The organism is Pseudomonas sp. 91RF, from assembly GCF_003576265.1.
In the GTDB taxonomy this organism is placed as follows: Bacteria; Pseudomonadota; Gammaproteobacteria; order Pseudomonadales; family Pseudomonadaceae; genus Aquipseudomonas; species Aquipseudomonas kribbensis.
The window spans coordinates 76861-99362 of the sequence record NZ_QWFC01000015.1 but is presented as its reverse complement, the minus strand read 5'-3'; the positions used below and the strand labels follow the sequence as shown (position 1 = coordinate 99362).

The following is a 22502-nucleotide window of genomic DNA, read 5'->3' as shown; positions in this document are numbered from 1 at the left end:
GCATGAAGATGAAATTGCACGTAGTCATAGCTATCATATATTTCGTGTTAGCAAATGTCGCATTCGCCGATCCGCATGATGTGTATTCAGCCGATGTCGACGCCCGCTCTTTAATCGTGACTTGGTCAGGTGGTAGTAAAACAATTAAGGACGTAATCGGCAGCCAAGGCGAGACAACCAGAGAGCTAGTTGATTTTAACGGCGGGAAGGCCCTCCATTATGAGAACCTGGCGTCGCGTGCTCCTTTCGAAGCGTATTTTACGTTGACTAGGCATGGCGCGGAGGTTTTCATAGACTGCGTTTATACAAACGTTCGGAACGAGCAGAACGGAATCCTAATAAACAAGGCCGTTTGTGGTTTGGAACGCCCGTTAGCTGAAGAGTATGAGGAGGTGGCGTCTGAATTTTCAGATCAGTGGAAGAACCTAACTAACAAGGTTGCTATAACTCCTTTGTTAGCAACACCGCCGGTATCGGTAGAGGTTGAAGAGTCGGTTCTAGATGGGGTTAAGTTGTCCCGGACCTATCATTCTCCGAATGACCTCAAATTCTCACGTCCTGAGAGCGTTGTAAAGAAAGATAAATTCAGCCACTCCTTTGGTGATAGCTACGTATTTTCCGTTTATACTCCCGGGGACTTAATTAACCCGCTCTATCTTGATGTGTCATCTGGAAAGCTTGACAGTGTATTTGTACGATATGATCGGGCTGGTATAGATAAGTTTTTCTGATTAATAGTTCTTGTATCAAAGCAAAGCTGGGATCTGTTTGGGGCACTGCGATTTTGTCTAAATTACGAGGGCATGCAGATTAGTTCCGACTAATTCAATGCCCACGTTAATTCACTGAGTTCTGGTGGGGCAGCCGTGCATATGCGATATAAGAGAAAAGGTGACAGATTTATTTGTGGTGTTGCGCTCAGCAGCTTTGACTTTGGTGCGGCGTATAAATAGATCTGTTCCGTATACTCAGATTCAAGCGGGTTCTAGTTTGCTGTCGGACTTTTGCGGGCATCAAGGAATTATGAATTTTAGATTTATTCTTGTTGTGGCTTTTTCTTTGCTGTCTTCGGTTGTGAAAGCAGAAGGAACTATGATTGCGACCGTGCTTCAGGCGGATTTTTCCAAAGATCCTGAAGTACGACTGCTCGTGAGGGTTGTAGACATAGGATTTGGGCCAGATGCTCCGTCCATGGCCCTTCGTAAAGAGTGTCTGGCGAGGGTGAAGTCGACCGACCGTCCCGGCCCGGACCCTTGCTTTTCGATTGAAATAACCGAGAGTAAAAAGCAACGGGCCATCGTTCGCCAAACGTTGCTGAATGACCCTCAGCGCTCAACCGACCCGATATATCTGGAAATTGTCTACCAATCTGAAGTCAGTGCGAGCGATCCGACCAATCATTATGGGCGCTCTGCCTGGCTGAAAATTGAAGAGAACGGTTTCTACAATTGGAACAACGAAACCAAGCAGGCGTTGGCGGACGTTGTGTGGCCAACTGCGCCGAGTGGGACGCTTGATCTGGTTGTGTCGGATACGGATGCACTGCTCAACCTCGTTTACCGGGAGCGCATGGAACGGTTGGACGAAAATGCACGGAAAGGCCTGAGAGAAACCCAAAGGGCCTGGATGAAATTTCGCGATGCGGAGTGTCTGCCTGAGCCGAAATCGTCTAAATCGGTTTTCGGGGAGTGGTCAAATTCCTGCTTGATCCGCGCGACGATAGAGAGAGCCCGTCAATTGGCTATGGCTCCGGACAATCGCAAACAGTGAACTAAAGCATTTGATCAGCAGGTTTATGGAGTGGGTGAGTCTTGAAAGGATTGTCGCTGTTTTCAATTTTGTGTTTTTCATGTTGTGCATTTGCAGGCAACGCACGAGGGCCGGTCGTCGATATATATAAGGCAGATGTCGCTCACGTTTCCGGAAAACTGGTCCGTTATTACCAAACGTTCGATAGCCCCTGCGTCAATATTCAGATTCTCAAGCCTGGGGGACAAGGAGCAGCGAGCGACTCGATGGAGTTCTGCGACATTGAAGGGAAGAACTTTAACAACGGCTTCACCGATGTCTCATTGGATAGGGCCGCGTTTTCCGACACCGAATTGCAGTTGACCTTCAAGCTGATGTCGTTGGTTGGAGTGAATGAAACTACCGAATTATGCAAATTCCGCGTTGATGGTGAGCGTCTCGCAGAACCTGAATGTACGGCGCAGTAAGGGTCGTGCATTGCATATCGGTCAGCCATGCCATCGGAGATTCAGAGTGAAAGTCGCTCCCCTGTTGTTCCTGGCGTTGACGTGGGCGTTGTCCGCAAGCGCAGCGCCAGCCGGTGTCAGTACAAGCCATACAATGCCCACCGCGATGGTCACTGCACTCACGAAGGAAAACCAACTGCCTGCCGAGAGTTTTCGCGCCATTGCAGATGGCGTGGTGAACTGGAGTGGTGGAACGATGGCTGCCGTGGTGATTGAAGATCCGAATGGCATTTGCGCGATTTACAGGTATCAAGACGGCCGGTTGGATCTGCCTTTTGATGGCGTGCCCTGTAAGTTTCTGGGGCCACCCATGCTGATGTCGGATAGAAAAACTGCTTTGCCCGATGTCGTGTTCGCCGTCGAGTTGTTTGTCCCCAACCGGGGCGGGATGGCCAAGCACAAGGTCGCGTTTTATTACGATGCCGAGAAGAACGCTTATTGCGAGAGTCAGTCGCTTGCGAGTTGGTATCTGTCGGGAAATCGGGCGCTGGCTCCTGATCTTCAGGATGGGCAGTGTGTAGCGGGATCGGAATAGGCCCGGCCCAAAAAAGCGTAAAGCGTTGCTCAGCACCTATTGGGAAATGAACATAGCCAAGCAATGCGTCACTCGGTTCGCCAAACGCAAAGCTTGAATGACTCAAGGAAGAACACAGTGAAACGTTTTGTTTTTACCCTGCTGGCAATGCTGCTGCCTGTTACAGCGGTGTACGCGCAGGATGACTGCAGCCAAGTCGCCTCAAGCCTGGAAATGGTGCCCTGCTCGGAGGCGGCGAAGAAGGCTGCCGATACGCAGCTGAACGTCAGCTACAAGCAATTGATGGTGAGGCTTGAGACCGACTATCGAGCAGATCCTGCGTTGGGAGCGGAGTACGCCGCGAAGGTTAAAGAGTCGCAACGTGCATGGCTGAAATTGCGCGATGCGAACTGCCCTTTGGAGGCATTCGAGATCGAGACGGGGATGCCGGCGCATGTGTTCGCGGTTAACTCGTGCATCGCCAGAATGAGCCGCGAGCGCTCGGCGTATCTGGACAAGATCGCGCCTGGTCAACCTGAGCAGTCATCCGATAAAAGCGTTGCGTGCCCATCTGACGACTTCATGCCGTTCCTTGCAGCATTTTCTGCCGATGGCCAATCACAGCGCAGGTTTACGGCGATGACGGTCAAATCGCTCGCGTTGAAACCGACAGCCGAAGCCGGTCGTTTCGAACCGATCGTTACGGGTGTGAAGGGGGCCGAGTTGGGCTATCCGTTAATGGCGCCCATCCCCTCCCGCAAGATTCTGGGAGTCAAGATACAAGAGCTCGACGATAGCCATTCCATCGTTGTGGATAAGCGCGCAGGTTGGAGCCACGTCAAAGTATTCAACTTTTCGCGGCAGGCCTGTTGGGTGCTTGAGGGCGTTGAGGACTGGTCGATCAGTGATAAAGATCTGGTCGTTGCGAGCAAGCCCAAGCTGAGCAAGGAAGAGAATTTCTGTTACCAACGTGCCGAGGCGTTCGAAGCATTGGGGGCTCCGGAAGATCAACCGCTCACGGTCGAGTTGTTTGAAGCCACGTTGGAAAACCTGTTGTGCGCAGCACGCTCTGGAGACCCACTCGCCAGTTACAAAGCTGCCATTCTGAGTCTCTCGGGTATGGCGCCGCAGGTGCCGACGGACACGCTGGAGTCTTTATTCAAAGCAGCAGCCACTACGTTGCCCAACGGTGCGATGGGGCTTTCCGAGTTTTACTGTGACGGCAACGAGCTTACCTTCGACGGGCCCTGCAAAAATCCCGCGCTCGCAGAGCAAGCGCTGATGGGCGCTGTGAAAATGGGTAATGCCGTCGCGATCAGCAAGTTGGGATCGACCTTCGCGAGCGGCGAGTGGGGTACCAAAGACCCCTCCCGAGCCATGGCCTGCTATCAATGGGCTCTCGCCCAGGGCTACGAAGGGGCGAACTTCGGTCTGGAACATCTGAAGAAAAATTCCACCACTGAAATCAAACCCAGTTATTGCCTCTGACTGCCCCCGAAGTCGGACGATTTTCCTTTAAACTCCCCGCCCTCAAGGAACGCGCTCAGGACACGGAATGCCAGCCCCCTCTTTCTCTCTTCGCCCCGCGATGGTGCTGTGGCTGTATGCCGCGGCAATCGTGCATGTGCTCGCCGGTCTCACGCTGACCTGGGCCGGTCATTCCGGATTACTCGACGGCTATTTGCATACCCTCGAACTCGCATTCTGGGGCGCCGATGCGGTTCCTGCCGCCGGTCACGAGCAGCAGGTCTGGTGGCTCGCGTTGTTTGGCGCGACGCTGCAAAGTTATTCGCTGTACATGCTTGCGTTGGTGCACCTCGGCAACCGTCTTAAAGCTCCCGCAATTTGGGGCTGGTTGATGGCGGGCGTCCTGTTATGGGCGCCGCAGGACATGTGGCTTTCAGCGCAAAAACAGGTCTGGTCGCACTTGTGGCTCGACGGTTTTGCGCTGCTGGTGCTGTTGCCGCCGCTGATCTGGTTGCTGCGCCATGATCGTCGGACATCCCCACCAGAAAGAACCGTGAGCAAGTCCAACCCCTTTGCCGGCGGCGCCTACAAGCGCGTGCTGATCACCGGGGGCACCGGGTTCATCGGTGAAGCCGTGGTCAATCAGTTACTCGACGCCGGCCACACGGTCAGCGTGTTGGCTCGGGATCCGTTGAAAGCAGCGAACCTGTTCGACGGTCGCGTCCGCTGTGTGCGGTCGTTGAGCGAAATCGGCCGCGACGAACCCTTCGACGTGGTGATCAACCTCGCCGGCGCACCGGTCGCCGGCCCGCGCTGGAGCCCCGAGCGGCAGGCGCAATTGCTCGCCAGTCGGGTCGATACCACCGAAGCCTTGATGTGCTGGCTGAAGCAAACGAACCATAAACCCGCGCTGTGGATTCAGGCCTCGGCCATCGGTTTCTACGGCGTGCGCGATGCCAGCGAAAACCTCGATGAACAGGCCAGCAAGGGCGACGGTTTTATGGCCGAACTCTGTGCGCGTTGGGAGGCTTCCGCGCAACCCGCCACGCAGTTTGGCGTGCGTCAGGTGGTGCTGCGCCTCGGCGTGGTGTTTGGTCCGGGCGGTGCGTTGCTGCCATTGCTGATCCCGTTTCGTCTGGGTTTCGGCGGACGCATGGGCGATGGCCGGCAGATCATGAGCTGGGTGCACCGCGACGATGTGATTCAGGTGATCGCTCGATCCTTCCACGATGAAAATTTGCGCGGCACCTACAACATGGTCGCGCCCGAAACCGTCAGTCAGGCAGCGTTCGCCGAGAACGTCGGCAAGGTCCTCAAGCGCCCGGTATGGTTCCACATTCCAGCCGCGCCAGTGCGTGCGTTGGCCGGGGAAATGGCTCAGCTGTTCTTCGACGGTCAGCGTGTGGTGCCGCAGCGTTTGAGCGAGGCGGGCTACACGTTCCGCTATCCGACCCTCGACGCCGCGCTGCGCGATCTGGCCTGAGGATCGCCCATGAGCAAGCCCCTGATGTACCTCCTGGCCGGCAACGGCAGCGCCGCCGATTGGTGGGATGACGCGCTGCCGCATTTTCAGCGTTACGAGGTGGTGCCGCTGGAGCTGCCGGGCTTCGGCGCCAATCCGCAGCCGCCCTGCGAGGATCTGGCGGCTTATGCGCAGACCTTGTTGGCGATGACGCAAAAGGGCAGCGCGATCATGGCCGTCGGGGTCAACGCGTTGCTGGTGCTGCATGCGCTGCAACGTCGACCCGGGCACTTTTCTCGCAGTGTTTTGCTGGCGCCGGTGGGCGCTTTTTTGTGGCAGCGTCGACTGCCGGCGCTGATGTCACCGCTGCCGATCCGCAAGACCATTCATTGGCTGTTGTCGAACAAACCCACGCTGTTCGCGCGCAAGTTCTCCAACCAGACCTGGACGCCCGCGCAGTACCAGCGCATGGGCGCCGGTTATGCGCGTTGCCGTGCGTTTGTGCCGCACTGGGATCTGATCCGTGCCGACACCGCGCTGCCATTGCTGGAATGGATCACCGACCCGGTCGAGCTGGTCTGGGGCGATCAGGACAAGGTGCTCGGCATCGAACAAGCGGCGGCATGGTCGGCGATTCTTGCGCGCGCAGATCTCACCATCAGCCTCAAACCCGGTTGGGGCCATTACCCGTGGATCGACGCGCCCGTGCAGTTTGCGCAGTGGCTGGAGTCGGGCGAACGCGGCTTCGTCGCGCACACCAAGGGCGGGCGTTTGCGTCTGGCGGAACTGGCCCGGCAACCGGTGCCGGCGGCGCTGACCCTCAACGATTGCAACGATCCGCGACTACCGGCCTTTCTCGCCAGCCAACCGCAGGCGACCTGGGCGGTGCGTTCCTCCAGTTACGGCGAAGATCAGGCCGACTCGGCGAATGCCGGTTTGAGCACGACCTATCTGCGTGAGCCGGCCGCCAACGTGCCGGCGCGCATTGCCGCGCTGACTGCCGAAGGCGTCGAGGAAGTGGTGGTGCAGCGCTTCATCACGCCGCAGGTGTCAGGCATCGCGTTTGTGCGTCATCTGTCGGTGGAACTCGAGTGGGTTGAAGGTCATCTTGAGTCCCTTGCCGACGGTCAGATCAGCCCGGAACGGGCGACGCTTTCGCGGCTCGGCGAAGCCTGGCGCAGTGGCACGTTCACGGCCGCCCACGGTTTGACCGAAGACGTGCTGTGGCGCTTTCTCCAGGATGTCTTGCGGGTGTTTCACTATGTGCCCGGCGATGTCGAATGGGCCTGGGACGGTACGCAATTGTGGCTGCTGCAATATCGGCCGATCAGCGACTACGGCTGGCGCCGCCACCTGACGGCCGCCAACATCGCCGAGATCCTGCCGCCGCAACCCAGCGTGCTGGTGGAGTACGCCCAGCGCCGGGCCGCCGCGAGCATTCCGGCGATCATGGCCCGTTGGGATGCGCGGGTGTTGCAGGACAACGAGCCGTTCACGGCCGTGTTTGGCGGTGCGTCCTACATCAACAACGACCTGTTTCTCGCACGGTTGGCCGACTGGGGCATCAGCGCCAGCAACTATGCCGGTGAAGTTGGCGGCGCGACCCCGCATCTGCCGTGGCGACCACTGCGGATGTTGCGTTCGCTGCCGTTGTTTTTGCGCATGCAGCGTATCGCTCGCGGGCATTTGCTGAGCCTTGAACAGGGCTTGCAGCGCTTCGACCGGGAGCTGACCGACCTCGTCGCCCAGGGTGCTGATGGTCAGCAATTGGCCGACTGGTTCACCCGGTTTTATGTGTTCGTGGTGCAGGGCAATCTGTGCATCGCCACGGCGCTGGCCAGCAGCGGCGGGGACTGGCTGGGCCGACCGCCCACCGCTTACGACAACCTGGAAAACAGCCCCCATCGACTGCCGTGGGAGACCGATCCGGCCACACCTCGACCCGCGTCGAGCGCGCTGCCACTACAGGCGTTCCCGCAATGGTCAGGCCTGATCCGTCTCGCCCATTCAACCGGCCTGCCGGGCCTGCGTGGTTACTACCTGCAAGTACGCGAGTGGTATCGCGACAACCTGATGCGCATCTTCTTCCGCCTGCATCACGCCATGCCACTGGCGGATCGCGAACACTGGTTTGCGCCGCACCCGGACATCCGCACGCGCGACGGCAGCTTCTGGCAGGACGGCCGCGAAGGTGCCGAACAGGCCACCGGATTCATGATCTACCCGGGGCAGGTGCGGGGCATCCTTGGCGAAGACATCTTGCTGGAAGACACCCTCGATCCGGGGCGTCATGCGCACTATCAGGCCGCGCGGGCGGTGATTGCGCGGATGGGCGGGCGGTTGTCGCATGGTTCGACGTTGTTGCGGGAACTGCGCAAGCCTTCGGCGGTGATGCCGCAGGTGGATTTGGCCTGGGTGGGGTGTGAGGTGGTGTACCTCGATGGTGAGCTAGAGCTGATCAATCCTGCGAACAAAGGATGAGCCGACGGCGGTCAAGAAGTGGTCGATAACGTTATGCACAGGGATATGGATTGATGGGTTTAATCAAGCCTTCATGGCTGCTGGGTTCGCTACTCGGCTGTATTGCTCTGGTACAGACGGCCGTGGCCGCCGATGCCATTGTGGTTGGTGATAAGTCGGGCCAGTCAGCTGTTGCGCACGGTCCTGTCCAGGCAGCTGTCGAGCTGGGCTCATGCCGGTTCTCCATGCCGCTGTTACAGGATCAATGGCTGACGTTCGAAAGCTTTTATCTGGTGTTCGTCGCGGACAAACAACTGCCCACTCGGGCCAACGCACCTGGCATGTGGCAGGCGGAAACGTCGAGTGGCTATGACTGGCATTTCGAGAAGTCCGGTAACTTGAGCCAGCCATGGTTTGGTGCGGTGTGTGAAAGCGCTGATAGCTTCTCCTTGCTCACCGCCCGGAAGCCTCCGGAAAATGACTCCATTGCTCTACAACTCCTGCGTGATGACAACGACCGTAGATGCCCGGCGACCCTGACCGATCATGGTTGGGAGCCTACGTCGCTGGCAGGGCCCAAGAACAGATACACCTTCGAGGATTGGGTGGAGAGAAGTCTTCGGGGTTCATCTTCGGCTTCCACGACAAGTCACGACGGCACATCACCCGCGTCGCGTTCTGCCTGCTGCGCGGCGAAAGCGTGTTGATCGGCTCGGCAGCATCAGGCTCGGCGACCCCGTTGGCGATCAGCGTCGAAGGATTTGAAGAAATCAAAACAGCGGTGCGCAGCATGGTTTTTGAGTAAGCCTGCGATGACCGAACGGAGTTACAGCGTGAAAGGATGTTCAGTTCTACTCGGCAGTCTCTTGGTCATTGCCACGTCCGTGGCTTACGCCGCCAACCCGGCCTTCAAGGATTACACCGTCTCCCCAGTGTTCGCCGGCACTAATCATGAACCGGTGCCGCAAGAACACAGCAACTCGATGATGGATAAGGCTCGTGCACAGGCACTCAAAGGCAAGGTCAACTTTGCCGGCCACTACATCCTGTACCGAGTCGGTTGTGGTGGCAGTGCCATTTGCGGCGAAGTGCTGGATGCGCGCACGGGGGAGGTTGTCGGCGGACTGCCGAATGCATACGACGGCAATACCTTCAGCCTGTCGAGCAAGCCCGAAAGCCGTTTGCTCATTGTTTCCGGCATTGCGGCCGATACCGAAGAGGACGCGCAGGGTAATGAGCTGGAAAGCCGCTACAGGACCCGCTACTTCGAGTTTGTGAACAACGAGTTCCGGCTGCTGACGTTCAAGGATTTGTGATCGCCGCTGTTTGATTAAGGATGATTGGATGAACCGCTTTTCCATTCGGCCCATGCTGAGTGCACTTCTACTGTTGCCCCTCACCTACGCCATTCCGGCAACTGCCGAAGCCGGGAGTTGCTACGGCTATCTCACCGAAATGGTCAGGAGCAGCAACTTCCCGTTTCGCTATGTCGGCAAGGACAACGTCAACCTGCTGATTGATGAAGACGACGGTGAAATGGTGCGAGCCCGGTTGCTGTTTGATACGGACGGCACCGGCACCATCGGCTGGATCAAATACACCCCGGCCACTCGGGTGTTGCTCAACACCTCGGCTGAACTGGAAGAGCCGGTGGAACTGTCATTCGATACCAAATTCGCCGACGGCTACGCAAAGTGCCTGGCTGGGCAACAGGCCGGTTAACGGCAAAAGGGAATTTTCCATGAATCAGCATCTTCTCGCGGGCAGCCTTAGGTGGGTATCGATGATCGGCTGTCTGTTCGGAGCTATGAGCGCCTTTGCCGAAGACCCGCCAATAGTCGGTGTCAACGGGAACACGGTGTCGTTTAGGGCTACAGAGTGGACGATGCCCGGTGTGGATTCGGCGACTGCATGGTTCACCGCCAATGGGAAAACCTTTCCGCTCTTTGGCGTCGATATTGGCGCCGATTCACACCCGGAGTGGCTCAGTCCTGACAAGAAAACTCTATTGCTCGACCCGGTGGTCTTCGGGATGTTGACGGAGGAGGACGGTAAAGAAACGCTGCATTCGCAACAGCATTGCGATGTGATTTCAATGGAAACGGGTTGCGTGCTGGCTGAGCGTTCTCCTCGCTTTTGTCTCGGCAAGTGGTTGGGCAATCAGTGGGTTTCCGAAGACGGCGAAGTGTTCACACCCGCCCTGGAGACCGAGTCTCCAAAGAACTTGTTGAAGTATGTCGTGGGCATCAAGTCAACGCAGTCCCGCGCACAATCGATCGAATCGAACCTGAACTTTCTAAGTCCGGATTCCTACATGGCGTGCCATCCACCGGCACGTAATGTTCAGGCTTTCAACGACTGGGGTTTCTACCTGGCCGAGGGCGGTAACGATGAACTTGCACTGAAGTTTTATCGCGGCGTTGAGGCCGTCGGTAAACGCACAGTGCTGATGTTGAACATCGCCGATTCACTCTGGCGCCTTGATCGCAAAGATGAAGCGCAGCGCTATTACAACCAGTACCGCGACGCGATGAGTGCGGACGGCAAGGCGCAGAAAATACCTCAACGCGTAGTTGAGCGGTCCGTCATTCAGGGAATGAAAAATTGAACATGTTTGTGCGCTTTATCGCGTTGTCCTTAGGCCTGCTGTCCGCTTCAATCGCGCTCGCTGAGGACAACTGCAAAGTCATCACGGTGAGCTGGCAATACGACCAATGCGTGGAAGCCGACCGCAAGAGTGCCGATGCAAAACTCAATGCCAGCTACAAACTATTGATGACTCGATTCGAGTCTCAATGGAAGCGTCAGCCTGAACAAGCGAAGGCTTACATGGCCATGGCCAGAGACTCGCAACGCGCGTGGATCAAGTTGCGCGACACCACATGCCCTCTCGAAGCCATAGAGACTGAAACCGGATCCAAGGCATATGCCACGCTGACCAATAACTGCATCGCCAGAATGAGTCTGGAGCGAGCCGCTTATCTGGACACTGTCGCGCCGGATGATCCGAGTGAAGTGGTCGATGTCGCCAAGGTTTCCAACTCTGCCTCTCAACGCTTTGGTGGTGTTGTTGCTCGTTATGTCACCACGTTTGGTAGTCCGTGCCTCGATGTGCAAATTCTTGCGCCGGACGGCAATTGGAGGGTGTTGTCGTCCAGGCGCTTTTGCAGTTTTGACGGCAAGTCGTTCAGGTCGGGTTATAGCTATGCCGGGTTTGAGGATCACGTATTTGCGGACGACGGTTTGCATGTGACGCTTAGCTTGTTTGAGCTTCGTGGGGGCGCAGACACGCGCCTCGCCTGTGTGATTCCGATTCAGAACGAGCAGATCAAAGAGCTGAAATGTGGCGCACCTGAGTCATCGTGAAACCAAAAGCGTAAATATTTAAAAGATTGATCAGCAGGGAAGTGATCGGAATTGAACAGGCTCTTAAGTTGTTTTGGTGTGCTCGGGCTCATCGTCGGCTTGTCGACTCAGCCGGCATCGGCAAGTGACCTACAAACCATCGGAGAACTGCATCCCCCGGTGGTTGCTTCGTTGGGTGATCAAAAGATCACGGTGTTCTTTTTGAAGAACAACCTTAAGGATCAGGTTAGAGACGTGCATGTGCCTGATGCCGAGATTTTCTACGCGCCCACGAATGCGGTGAAACCTTCGCTGAATTATGTGTGGAAGGTTGAAGGCGAACAGATTGCCTCGGTGTTCTTCTTCGAGCGCAAATTCCCTGAGCGAGCGGGGAAGTCCATGTTTGTCCTGACAAAACACAAAGTTCTGCACGAGCCTTTCGAAGGAGATTCCTATTCGGTGCTGGAACTGCCGCTCTTCAAGGACGGCGACCACTTGGCTTTGCAGTTCTTTCGGGGTGACCCGCCAGACCCTGAGTTGCAGAACTGCCTTGACGGTATAAATCGGGAAGATGGCTTAGAAGTCGTGTGTGCTTACAAGGATGCGGCGAGCATCAAGAAGTACTTGGCGGACCTGGATGGAAGGATGATTTCGGATTCGAAACTGGATCAGGGCAACCGTCAGAAGCCACTCAAAACCGAGGGTGACAAGGCCAGTGCCGCTTGCCCCTCACCCGACTTTTCTACATTTCTCTCAGTCTTCTCTGAACGCGCGGACGTGCAGAAAGCCTTCGTCCAGCAGCCGCTGAAAATGGTCACGACTGTGGCCGGTGATCCCGAGCCCGAGATGCAAAAAAGCAGCCTCAGCGGTGATCAGCTCAAGTTCCCGATCATGCCGGATCTGGCGAAGCGAGAGGCTCAGGGCCTGACGTTGACTGTCAAGGAAGAGCAGGGTGATCACGCCGTCGCCATCCTGCAGAAACCGGATACCGATTATGTCTTCGAGTATCGGTTTGTTCGAGGGGCGTGCTGGGTGCTTGAAGAGGTTTTGGACTTTTCGCTCTAGCGCTTCGTAATCATCTGAACGGTTGCCATGCAGTTTTGTGGTTATCACCTACCGCTTAAGGAACGACCAGTTTGAAGTATTTGTCTGTGCTGCCTTTGGTTGCGCTATCGCTCTGTCCTTTAGCTGCCTATGGGGAACTCACAACCGAGGTTCGCTGTTTTCGTTCGTCGGAAGGTAAGAACATCAATTTTGAGTTCAGGACGTATCACGACTCCGTGTCCACATGGGGTGGGGTGGGTGTCCGGTATAGGCAGTCCAAGCGATTTATTACGCTTGTGCATCGGAACACCGAGCAAGAAATCCTGGCAGAGGATCGACCGTATGAATTCACGACGACTTGGGTGGAGGTCTCCGAAGGTGCTCTGACAGGTGAATATGAGATGGTCAGTCAGGGTGCCCGTGTCTACAGCATGGTCTACACGAACTACAAGTCTGGGAAGAAGTACTCATTCGAGGAAGATTTCGGGATAGATTTTTCACCTGAGACGGGTTGCCAGTGGTGATCCCGAAATCATGAGAAAAGGGGACTCAACGTCCCCTTTTTTTCCACCCGCGATTCAGCTACGGCTTGGCCTGATACTCCCGAAACTCAATGTGATCGAGCGTGCCTTCCACCATCAACCGCACGCCGTCCGCCATTCTGCTAAGGCCCAGTGCCATCGAGCGGCGGGGGCCGTCGAGGTCGTCGGCCAGGTTGGCGGCGATGGCGCTGATGGACAGGAGGTCTTCGGAGGCGTTGGCCATGAGGGCTTCGGCGTCGGCGTTGGGGCAGAGGGCGAACAGGCCGCCCAGGCGTTTGGGGCGTGAGACTCTGGGTTTGAAGTGGTGGTCGAGGGCGCGTTCGGCGGCTTCGTGGAGTTTCTTTGAATCGAGGGATTCGTAGGGGGAGGTTTCCGGGTTTTCTGGAATTTCGGGGGGATTCGGTGTTGGTTTGATCATTGCGCAGCTTCCTGGAGTTGTGAGGCCGACACCCATTCGCTTTGCACTTCGAAATAGGTGGCAGCTGTGCGTTGGTGTGCAAGACCGGTCCAGGTGCCCGGCAGACCCGAAGGTCTCCGACGCACAGCCGCCATAACGACCCGCGAGCATAGGAAAATGCCCGATGAATTGCCATAAGCGATTGTGTGCCCCATCGGACTTGCACGTCCGAGTCACCGATTTTGCGGCGACACACAGAGGCTATCGACGATGGTCCAGCCTGCCTAGTTCATGGACAGCACCGCAGTTTGAAGGACATTTCCCAAGGAATTGCGGGGTAGAGGAACAAGAAACCACTGCTGTCGGCAGCTCCTACAGGAATGTGTTTCTTCAGGTGTAGGACGGGTGGATGGTGTGACCCGGAGCGTCACGGGATGCATTCCCACGCGGAGCGTGGGAACGATCAAGTCCTGAGAGCGAAGTCGTGACTTGGTAGTCATCTTTCAGGAAAAGCCATGCATCGTCTTCTATCAATCCAAGATAGTGGCGAATCCGTCCGAATCCCTTACACTCCCCCAGCCGTTCATTTTCCTTTTGAGGCTGTGCGCATGAAATTTCGTTTTCTTCTGTGGATGCTGGGTCTGTTGATGGGTAAGGCCAGTCGGACAAATCCTGCGTTCCAGCAACAGTTGGGTGACAAGGATCTGGTGTTTCAGCTACAGACTCTGGACGGGAAAGTGGCGCGGCATTTCGTGGTGAAGGACCAGCGCATTACCAGCAAGTCCGGGGTGGTGGCGGAGCCGGCGTTTGCGATTGCCTTCAAAGACGCGGCGTTCGGGTTTGCGACGATGCAGGCGAAGAACAAGCAGCTGGTGTTCATGCAGGGGATTCAGGACAAGTCGATCCAGCTCAAGGGGAATCCGGCGCTGGTGATGTGGTTTCAGGGGTTGATGAAGTATTTGAAGCCGCGGAAGGCCAAGCCGAAGGCATAGGGCTTTCAGGCAGTTTGCCGGGACAGGCCGGCCTCTTCAGTTTTCGGGCTCGGGAGGCTCGGCGTCCAGGGGCTGGGCCCGGTATGTCTTGTAGATCTGCTGGACTTTCGGGTTGTTCAGGTTCTCGTAAGTGATGTCTTCCTTGTCCAGGCCATCCAGGCCTCGGATGCCACTGATGGTCTCTGGCCATTCGTCACGACTGGATATATCGACTACGAACGGGTTGAGGTAGTGATCGAGATGCCTTTCGCGAGGCTCTCGGATCTCGTCGCTGAGGGCCCGCAAGTAGTCGTCTTTGTTTGTTCTTGACCAGTCGATGGCGAACCCGGCTCGATAACAGAGTTCCATGAAGACCAATAGAATCGCGCGTCCATTGCCGTCCAGGAAGGGGTGTGCGAAAGCCAGCTGGCCCATCACTCCACCGGGATGGTCTCTGAAGCGTTTCTGGTCTGCTGCGAGCTTGAACGCATAGTCGACAGACATTTTGATGGAGTCCGGGCGTTCGAAGACGGTGCTGCGAGGGTCGTCGAGAGAGCCCTTGAAGACTGCCAGGTGGGGGACGAGCTCGTTCCGGTCTTTTCCTGCCCAGTGATAGAAGCCTGAGAACAGGATCTCGTGAACCTTGAGTACAGTCTGGTAATCGATTGGCTTTTTCTTGGCCAGATAGGCAAGCGCCTCTTCGATACTCAATTCGAACGAAAGATGCTCTGACTCTTTTACTTCAACGGGATCTTTCAGTTGCAGCGAGTTTTGAAGATATCCAGCCGTCTCGAAGTCGCCGAATGGATCGAAAGTCATGCGCTACGTTTCTGTGCACGCCTTTCCTGAAGATAGCGACCTTGGAGCGCCAGGATTTCAGATTTGCTCAGAACGCCTTTTCTCTTGAGGTTGACGAGCAACTGTTCGATGCCATCCAGCTCGACGACATCGCCAGCCAAACGGGTAATGCCCACGGCCATACGACTCATGCCGTCACGTCTGGCCGTAACCTTGTTGTCTTTGGCTAGCTTGCGAACTTCGCTTGCAACGCTGACAGCATCTGTTTGGGTCATCGGAAATTCCTCTGATTGCCGTCAAATCATAGCAGGGCGCTTGTTTGCTGTCGTTGCTGGCAAAGTGACCGAAATCTGTGGAACCAGGGCCCTATTTGCAATCAAAACAGGCCCTGGTTGACGTTCCGAAGAGTGCTTTAAGCCTGGCTGAACTGCGAAGCCAGTTCCCGCAGCAGCACTTCCGCCTCAAGCACTTTGCTGACCACATCATTAGCCTTGTCGCGAGTCAAACCAACACGCTCCAGCAACGCATCCGGAATGTCTTCATCCGGGCCGGAGCCGATGCCGCGACTGCGCAGCAGGCGCACGGCCAGGCAGACGAGGTTCGGGTATTCGGCGTAGGCGCCGTCGTAGTTCGGGTCGTGCTGGAAGCGCAGGGCGGTGGCCAGTTCGTCCGGCATGTCCCAGTAGCGCATCAGCCAGGAGCCGATCTGTTCGCGGCTGATGCCCAGCAGGTGTTGCTCGACGTAGCTGTGGCACAGGTGCGGGTTGACCTCCAGGTGGCGGCAGATCAGCGAGAAGTGCGGCGGGAACACGTGGGCCAGCAGCAGGTAACCGAAGTTGTGCAGCAGGCCGGCGAGGTAGGTCAGGCCGGCTTCCGGACGCTGGGCGCGCGGCATGGCGCGGGTCAGGCCTTCGATGACGGCGGCGGTGTAGATCGACTGCTGCCAGTACGGCGTGGTGTGTTGCGGATGGTCCTTGGGCAGGCTCAGGGTCTTGCCGAGGGCCAGGCCCAGCGCCAGGTTGATCACCAGATCAAAGCCCAGCACGCGGACGATCGCGTCTTCCACCGAACGGATCTTGCCCGGCGAGGCGTAGTACGGCGACGCCGCCCAGCTCACCACTTGCGCGGCCAGCGCCGGATCGGTTTCGACCACGCCGGTGATGTCGTCGATGGTGGCGTTCGGGTCGACGCGCAGTTTGATGATTTTTTGTGCGGTTTCGGCCAGCGGCGGAATCTCGATGGTCGCTTCCAGACGTTGCTGGATGCGCCGCGCGGTGAACGCCTGCACGGCCTGGGTGATTTCCTCGCGGTCATCGTCCGGACGGTCGAGGTTCGGGCGGATGCTGCTCAGGGCTTCGCCGAAGTTGGCGGCGCTGGCCTTGGTCAGCATGGTCTTGAAGTCTTCGCTGGCGATTTCCAGCAGCAGGCCCGGCTCGCCGGAGTTGATCAGCAACTTCGGCTCGCGCAGCAGGCTTTCTTCGTAGAGGCACGGCGAGCTGGTCAGCGCCGGCAGGCCCGGCAGCAGGCTCAGGCTGTGTTTGCCGAGCATCTTTTCCAGGCGCTCGGTGGACACGGCGGTCAGGCGACGGCCCGTCAGCTCGGCGAGGCGGTTGAGATCCAGCAACTGGCTCTGTGGAAACAGCACCATCAGCGCACCGACGGCGTCGTCCAGCAACACGGCCTGCACTTTGCGCGAGGCGTTGAGGCCGTGGTGGTCGAGCACTTCTTCGTAGGCGACGCCCAGCTTGTTGAGCAGCAGCCGAATAACAGACGGAGCGTGCGGGAGTTCGGGGGCGAGAGCAGCTTCGGTCATGGTCTGTATCCGTTTTTGAAACAATTGCTGGAGTATAACCAGCTTGATTGGAACGAGCTTTGAGAAACTGCGACGGTGCTCACACTTGGCCGTATTGCTGCCCGTGTCGCAGCCAGCGGTCGAGCAACGGACTGACATGGGTAGGCCAGCGTTCGAGCAAGGCCTGGGCGGCATCGCGCACGGCGGGCAACAGATCGGCGTCGCGCATGAGGTCGGCGACCTTGAATTGCAGCAGGCCGGTCTGGCGGGTGCCGAGCATTTCGCCGGGGCCGCGCAGTTCGAGGTCTTTTTCGGCGATGACGAAACCGTCGTTGGTCTCGCGCATGATGCCCAGGCGCTGGCGGCCGATCTGCGACAGCGGCGGATGGTAGAGCAGCACGCAGTGGCTGACCGCGCTACCCCGACCGACGCGGCCACGCAACTGGTGCAGTTGCGCGAGGCCGAGGCGCTCGGGGTTTTCGATGATCATCAGGCTGGCGTTGGGTACGTCGACGCCGACTTCAATCACGGTGGTGGCAACCAGCAGTTGCAGGTTGCCGGCCTTGAATTCAGCCATGACGGCGGCTTTCTCGGCGGGTTTCATGCGGCCGTGGATCAGCCCGACCTTTAGCTCGCCGAGGGCGGCGGTGAGGTCTTCGAAGGTGGTTTCGGCGGCCTGGCAGGTCAGCTCTTCGGACTCTTCGATCAGCGTGCACACCCAATAGGCCTGACGACCCTCGGCGCAGGCACTGCGCACCCGTTCGATGACTTCGACGCGGCGGGTGTCGGTGACCAGCACGGTGTTGACCGGGGTTCGACCCGGCGGCAGTTCGTCGAGGATCGAGGTGTCGAGGTCGGCGTAGGCGCTCATCGCCAGCGTCCGTGGAATCGGCGTGGCGGTCATGATCAATTGATGCGGGCACATGCGCCCGCCGACGCCTTTCTGCCGCAGTGCCAGACGCTGTTGCACGCCGAAGCGGTGTTGTTCGTCGATGATCACCAGCGCGAGGTTCTTGAACTGCACTTCATCCTGGAACAGCGCGTGAGTGCCGACCACCATCGGCGTGCCGCTGGCGATCTGTTCCAGCGCGGCTACGCGGTTCTTGCCCTTGAGCTTGCCGGCCAGCCATGCCACCTCGATGCCCAGCGGTTCGAGCCAGCGTTTGAAGGTGATGAAATGCTGCTCGGCGAGGATCTCGGTCGGCGCCATCAGTGCGACCTGATAACCCGCCTCCAGCGCTTGCAGCGCGGCAAGGGCGGCGACCACGGTTTTGCCCGCGCCGACGTCGCCCTGAATCAGCCGCAGCATCGGTTCGTGCTGGCTGAGGTCGTAGGCGATTTCGTTGCCGACCCGCTGCTGAGCGCCGGTCGGGTTGAAGCCGAGGTTGGCCAGGTATTTCGCCGGCAGCTTGGTGGCTTTCGGCATCGCCGGTGCGCGCAGGGAACGCATGCTTTCGCGCAGGCGCTGCTGCGATAGCTGGTGAGTCAGCAGTTCTTCGAAGGCCAGACGATGCTGGGCCCAGTGATGACCGAGGGCGAGTTCGTCGACGTCGGCATCGGCGGGTGGGTTGTGCAGGTAGCGGATCGCGTCGGCCAGCGGCGCCAGTTGATAGTCGCGGGCCAGTTCGGTCGGCAGCCAGTCGGGCAGGGTGGCCGGCTTGAGCAGGGTCAGGGTCTGCATGCACAACTGGCGCAGGCGCGCCTGGGTCAGGCCTTCGGTCAGCGGGTAGACCGGAGTCAGGGTTTCATCCACTGGCGGCGGCTCGTCGCCGTTGATGGCGCGGTATTCCGGGTGGTAGATCTCTAGCCCCGAGGCGCCGGGCCGGGCTTCGCCGTAGCAGCGAATCCGCGTGCCACGCTTGAGGCCTTCTTTCTGCGCGTTGCTGAAGTGGTAGAAGCGCAGGCTCAGTCCGCCGGTGCCGTCCTGCAAGCGCACGACGAGGCTGCGACGCCTGCCCATGACCACATCGGCGCCGCTGACGGTGCCTTCGACCACGGCGTCCTGCCCCGGCCGCAACGCGCCGATCGGCACCACGCGGGTGCGATCCTGATAACGCAGCGGCAGGTGGAACAGCACGTCCTGGAGGTTTTCCAGGCCGACCTTGGCCAGTTTCTCGGCCATGGCTTCACCGACACCCTTGAGTGCGGTGACCGAGACCTGCGACAGCTCCGTCATGACGCTGGCTTAACCGGCCGTAACCGGCGCGGCGGGTTTGGCAACCGAGCACAGGCGAATGGAGTCGGCGAGGATCTCGATGGCTTTAGGCCGCGGGAAGCTCGCGCGCCAGGCGATGGCCACGGTGCGGAACGGCACCGGTGCCGACAGCGGACGCACTTCGATCACGCCCGGAGCGTAGTGATGGCTGTCCACCGCCGACAGCGGCAGGATCGAGATGCCCAGGCCGGACGCGACCATGTGGCGAATGGTTTCCAGCGAGCTGGATTCGACCGTGGTGTGCTTGGCGCCGTCGTTGCCCTTGGTCAGGGTCGGGCAGGCTTCCAGCACCTGATCGCGGAAGCAGTGACCTTCGCCGAGCAGCAGCAGGCTCTTGTCGTTGAGCAGCGCGGCGTCGATGGATTCTTTCTGGGTCCACGGGTGCTGGGCCGGCATCAGGACGTAGAACGGCTCGTCGTAGAGCGGCAGGGTCAGCACGTCGGCTTCGTTGAACGGCAGGGCGATGATGATCGCGTCCAGCTCGCCGTTGCGCAGTTTGTCGCGCAGCACGTGGGTGAAGTTTTCTTCGATGTACAACGGCATCTGCGGGGCGACCCGGTGCAGTTGCGGAATCAGGTGCGGGAACAGGTACGGGCCGACGGTGTAGATCGCGCCGACTTTCAGCGGGGCTGTCAGCTGGTTCTTGCCGGCCTGGGCCAGTTCGCGGATGCCCTGGGCCTGCTCCAGCACTTTCTGCGCCTGGGCGACGATGCCTTCGCCGACCGGAGTCAGGCGCACGGCGCTTTTGCTGCGCTCGAAAATCAGCACACCGAGTTCGTCTTCAAGCTTTTTCACGCCCACCGACAGGGTCGGCTGGCTGACGTGGCAACGCTCGGCCGCGTGGCCGAAATGCTGCTCTTGGGCGAGGGTGACGATGTAGCGTAATTCTGTGAGAGTCATAGCAAGCGTCCATGAAGATGCGGGCCAAGCATACCGGCTGCAATCGATAGACGCACGTTATCAGACTGAGTGATGAATGCGACACCGGGCAATGCCGGTTTGCCGTTGGCAGATATGAGAAAGGCACCTTTCGGTGCCTTTCTGGCGGGATCGAGCCGTGTTCTGCCGGTGCAGATCAGCGGCGACGTTCCAGCGAGTAAACAAACGGCGCAACAATTTCGATCGAGCCATTGGTCAACATGTCGGCCGGTGGCTTGGGCAGCGGTTGGGCGCGGCGGATCATGTCCAGGGTGGCCCGGTCCAGATCGGCGTTGCCGGAGCGGCCCACCAGTTCGAACGACAATACGTTGCCTTCGCCATCGACCACGAAACGCAATCGGTTCAAGCCTTCCTTGCCCCGTGCCTGTGCGCTTGCCGGGTACTTCTTGTACTTCTGCAAATGCGCGAGCAGGGTGCCTTGCCAACTGGCCTTGGCCGCCAGTTGTGCTGGCGACGGGCCCGGCGCCGGCTGGGCGGATTTCTCCGTCGGCGCCTGGGTCTGCTGAGGTTCCGCCGGTTTTTCCTCGGAAGGTTTTTCCTTCACAGGCTCCGGTTTCTTCTCAACCGGTTTGGGCGGTTGCGGCTTTGGCTTGGGTTTTGGCTTCGGCTTGGGTACGGCAATCTCTGCCTTGGGGGCTTCGGCCAGTTTCGGGATCGGCAGTTCTTCGACCGGAGCCGGTGGCTGCGGTGGCGTGACGACTTTCGGCGGTGCAGGCGGTGGCGGGGCCGGAACCGGTGCCAGCTCGACCATCATTGCCTGCGGCGGCAATTCGATGGGTGGGCGGGCGGTCCAGTTCAGCGCCAGCGCGATGGCCAGCGCATGAACGCCCAGCACCACGGCCAGGCTACCGCTGTAACGCGTCAGCTTATGGCGCGTCGTGATCATTTCTTGACTGCGCTCTCGAGGCCGACCAGACCAACCTTCAGGTAACCGGCGCTGCGCAGCTTGTCCATCACGCTCATCAGGTCGCCGTAATCCACGCCTTTGTCGGCCTGGAAGAAGATGGTGGTGTCTTTCTTGCCATGTGTCCTGGCGTCGAGCACGGTGCCGAGGGTTTCGGCTTTGACTTCGTCGTCACCGATGTACAGGCGCTGGTCAGCCTTCACGCTGAGGAACACCGGTTTCTCTGGCCGCGGTGCCGGTTTGGCGGTTGAGGCGGGCAGGGCGACCTTGATGTCCACGGTGGCCAGCGGAGCCGCCACCATGAAGATGATCAACAGCACCAGCATCACGTCGATGAACGGCGTGACGTTGATTTCGTGGTTCTCGGCCAGATCGTCGTCTGCGCCTTCTTTCAAATGCAGGCCCATGGCCGATTACCCCACTTTGACCATGTGCGGCTGCGAGCTGCTGCGCTCAGGCTGGTGGTCGAGGTCGCGGCTGACCAGCAACAGGACTTCTGCCGAGGCATCGGACACCTGAGCCTTGTAACCGGCGATGGAGCGGGCGAACACGTTGTAGATGACCACGGCAGGAATCGCTGCGACCAGACCCAGTGCGGTGGCCAGCAGCGCTTCAGCGATGCCCGGGGCCACGACGGCGAGGTTGGTGGTCTGGGTTTTGGCGATGCCGATGAAGCTGTTCATGATGCCCCACACGGTGCCGAACAGACCGACGAACGGTGCGGTGGAGCCGATGGTGGCGAGAACGCCTGTGCCGCTGCTCATGTTGCGGCCACAGGCGGCTACCAGACGCTCGAGGCGGAAGCTGACGCGTTCCTTGATGCCTTCTTTCTCGCGGGAGTTGACCGACAGGCGCATCTCTTCGAGGGCGTCGTGCACCAGCAGGTTGGCGAGGGTGCCTTCCTTCGCCGCAGTGGCGCTGGCTTCTTTAAGGGTGGTGGCTTTTTTCAGGGCGGCGATTTCGCCACGCAGACGACGCTTGGCGCCCATCAGCTCGAAGCCTTTGGCAATCCAGATGGTCCAGGTGATGATCGAAGCGATGGCCAGGCCGATCATCACCATCTTCACGATGATGTCGGCGTTCTGGTACATGCCCCATGGCGACAGGTCGTGGGCCATGCCCAGGGTGTTGTCGGCTTCGAGGACTTCAGGCGCGTCTTCGGCGCTGGCGTCCACGGCCTGAACCGGGTCGGTCGCGGCCGGCGCGGCGGCAGGGGCAGCCGGTGCAGTCTGCTCGTGGGCGGCTGGAGTGGCCGGCGCCTGAGCGTCAGCGAAAGCGGCGGTTGGCGCCAGCATCAGGCTCAGCAGCAGGGCAGCCACCGCGCTCCAGGCGCGAGGTCGGTTGGTTGGCGAAGCGGGGGTTTGAATGCGTGTCATGCTGGCCGGACCTGAGGTAGA

At 58.9% G+C, this 22502-nt stretch carries 23 protein-coding genes; 14 read left to right on the top strand and 9 right to left on the bottom strand.

Annotation, left to right across the window (positions count from 1 at the left end):
- Positions 1 to 2: 2 nt before the first annotated feature.
- From DXT77_RS04920 to DXT77_RS04860, 13 genes are all read left to right on the top strand, one after another.
- Positions 3 to 731 carry a hypothetical protein gene (locus tag DXT77_RS04920; protein WP_119426825.1) on the top strand — a complete coding sequence of 243 codons (729 nt, stop codon included), beginning with the start codon at positions 3 to 5 and terminating at the stop codon, positions 729 to 731.
- Positions 732 to 891: 160 nt separating this feature from the next.
- Positions 892 to 1770, top strand: a complete 879-nt coding sequence (locus tag DXT77_RS04915) for a lysozyme inhibitor LprI family protein (RefSeq protein WP_256662890.1) — start codon at positions 892 to 894, stop codon at positions 1768 to 1770.
- A gap of 41 nt (positions 1771 to 1811) precedes the next feature.
- Positions 1812 to 2216: a hypothetical protein gene (locus DXT77_RS29685; RefSeq protein ID WP_147406983.1), complete on the top strand. Its 405-nt coding sequence runs from the start codon at positions 1812 to 1814 to the stop codon at positions 2214 to 2216.
- 46 nt (positions 2217 to 2262) lie between these two features.
- The gene (locus DXT77_RS04905; RefSeq protein ID WP_119426823.1) at positions 2263 to 2790 is read left to right on the top strand and encodes a hypothetical protein; all 528 of its coding nucleotides are present in this window, start codon (positions 2263 to 2265) and stop codon (positions 2788 to 2790) included.
- A gap of 117 nt (positions 2791 to 2907) precedes the next feature.
- Positions 2908 to 4257 carry a lysozyme inhibitor LprI family protein gene (locus tag DXT77_RS04900; RefSeq protein WP_119426822.1) on the top strand — a complete coding sequence of 450 codons (1350 nt, stop codon included), beginning with the start codon at positions 2908 to 2910 and terminating at the stop codon, positions 4255 to 4257.
- Positions 4258 to 4324: 67 nt separating this feature from the next.
- Positions 4325 to 5719 (top strand): TIGR01777 family oxidoreductase, encoded by a 1395-nt coding sequence (locus DXT77_RS04895; protein ID WP_119426821.1) that lies wholly within the window; start codon positions 4325 to 4327, stop codon positions 5717 to 5719.
- 9 nt (positions 5720 to 5728) lie between these two features.
- On the top strand, positions 5729 to 8179 hold the full coding sequence (locus DXT77_RS04890) for a PEP-utilizing enzyme (RefSeq protein ID WP_119426820.1): 2451 nt from the start codon (positions 5729 to 5731) through the stop codon (positions 8177 to 8179).
- 53 nt (positions 8180 to 8232) lie between these two features.
- Entirely contained in the window at positions 8233 to 8865 is a 633-nt protein-coding gene (locus DXT77_RS04885; protein WP_256662889.1) for a hypothetical protein, read from the top strand.
- Positions 8866 to 8991: 126 nt separating this feature from the next.
- On the top strand, positions 8992 to 9474 hold the full coding sequence (locus DXT77_RS04880; RefSeq protein WP_119426909.1) for a hypothetical protein: 483 nt from the start codon (positions 8992 to 8994) through the stop codon (positions 9472 to 9474).
- A gap of 28 nt (positions 9475 to 9502) precedes the next feature.
- The gene (locus DXT77_RS04875) at positions 9503 to 9880 is read left to right on the top strand and encodes a hypothetical protein (protein ID WP_119426819.1); all 378 of its coding nucleotides are present in this window, start codon (positions 9503 to 9505) and stop codon (positions 9878 to 9880) included.
- A 19-nt stretch (positions 9881 to 9899) separates the two neighbouring features.
- Positions 9900 to 10766 carry a type IV pilus biogenesis/stability protein PilW gene (locus tag DXT77_RS04870; RefSeq protein ID WP_119426818.1) on the top strand — a complete coding sequence of 289 codons (867 nt, stop codon included), beginning with the start codon at positions 9900 to 9902 and terminating at the stop codon, positions 10764 to 10766.
- Between the two features lie 2 nt (positions 10767 to 10768).
- Positions 10769 to 11524: a lysozyme inhibitor LprI family protein gene (locus DXT77_RS04865; RefSeq protein ID WP_119426817.1), complete on the top strand. Its 756-nt coding sequence runs from the start codon at positions 10769 to 10771 to the stop codon at positions 11522 to 11524.
- A gap of 51 nt (positions 11525 to 11575) precedes the next feature.
- Positions 11576 to 12568, top strand: coding sequence for a hypothetical protein (locus DXT77_RS04860; RefSeq protein ID WP_256662888.1), 993 nt, complete (start codon positions 11576 to 11578; stop codon positions 12566 to 12568).
- Positions 12569 to 13129: 561 nt separating this feature from the next.
- Here DXT77_RS04860 and DXT77_RS04850 read toward each other — a convergent pair.
- Positions 13130 to 13507 (bottom strand): DUF6124 family protein, encoded by a 378-nt coding sequence (locus tag DXT77_RS04850; RefSeq protein WP_119426816.1) that lies wholly within the window; start codon positions 13505 to 13507, stop codon positions 13130 to 13132.
- 587 nt (positions 13508 to 14094) lie between these two features.
- On the opposite strand from DXT77_RS04850, the gene DXT77_RS04845 reads away from it, so the two are divergent.
- A complete protein-coding gene (locus tag DXT77_RS04845) occupies positions 14095 to 14478 on the top strand; it encodes an SCP2 sterol-binding domain-containing protein (RefSeq protein ID WP_119426906.1) in 384 nt (127 codons plus the stop codon).
- A gap of 36 nt (positions 14479 to 14514) precedes the next feature.
- Here DXT77_RS04845 and DXT77_RS04840 read toward each other — a convergent pair whose 3' ends face one another.
- The 8 genes from DXT77_RS04840 to exbB all read right to left on the bottom strand — a co-directional run bounded on the left by DXT77_RS04840 (position 14515) and on the right by exbB (position 22481).
- Positions 14515 to 15276, bottom strand: a complete 762-nt coding sequence (locus tag DXT77_RS04840; RefSeq protein ID WP_119426815.1) for a Fic family protein — start codon at positions 15274 to 15276, stop codon at positions 14515 to 14517.
- Positions 15273 to 15530, bottom strand: a complete 258-nt coding sequence (locus DXT77_RS04835) for a hypothetical protein (RefSeq protein ID WP_085731368.1) — start codon at positions 15528 to 15530, stop codon at positions 15273 to 15275. Before DXT77_RS04835 ends, DXT77_RS04840 begins: the two co-directional genes overlap by 4 nt.
- Positions 15531 to 15667: 137 nt before the next feature.
- Positions 15668 to 17068: an aminoacyl-tRNA deacylase and HDOD domain-containing protein gene (locus tag DXT77_RS04830; protein ID WP_119426814.1), complete on the bottom strand. Its 1401-nt coding sequence runs from the start codon at positions 17066 to 17068 to the stop codon at positions 15668 to 15670.
- Between the two features lie 79 nt (positions 17069 to 17147).
- Entirely contained in the window at positions 17148 to 19223 is a 2076-nt protein-coding gene (gene recG, locus DXT77_RS04825) for an ATP-dependent DNA helicase RecG (RefSeq protein WP_007954416.1), read from the bottom strand.
- Positions 19224 to 19232: 9 nt separating this feature from the next.
- Complete coding sequence (locus tag DXT77_RS04820; RefSeq protein WP_064379831.1) at positions 19233 to 20162, bottom strand: hydrogen peroxide-inducible genes activator; 930 nt, start codon at positions 20160 to 20162, stop codon at positions 19233 to 19235.
- Positions 20163 to 20337: 175 nt separating this feature from the next.
- Positions 20338 to 21087 carry an energy transducer TonB gene (locus tag DXT77_RS04815; protein ID WP_085708862.1) on the bottom strand — a complete coding sequence of 250 codons (750 nt, stop codon included), beginning with the start codon at positions 21085 to 21087 and terminating at the stop codon, positions 20338 to 20340.
- Positions 21084 to 21512, bottom strand: coding sequence for a TonB system transport protein ExbD (exbD, locus tag DXT77_RS04810; protein WP_119426813.1), 429 nt, complete (start codon positions 21510 to 21512; stop codon positions 21084 to 21086). Before exbD ends, DXT77_RS04815 begins: the two co-directional genes overlap by 4 nt.
- Positions 21513 to 21518: 6 nt before the next feature.
- Entirely contained in the window at positions 21519 to 22481 is a 963-nt protein-coding gene (gene exbB, locus DXT77_RS04805; RefSeq protein WP_114886334.1) for a tonB-system energizer ExbB, read from the bottom strand.
- Between the last annotated feature and the right edge of the window lie 21 nt (positions 22482 to 22502).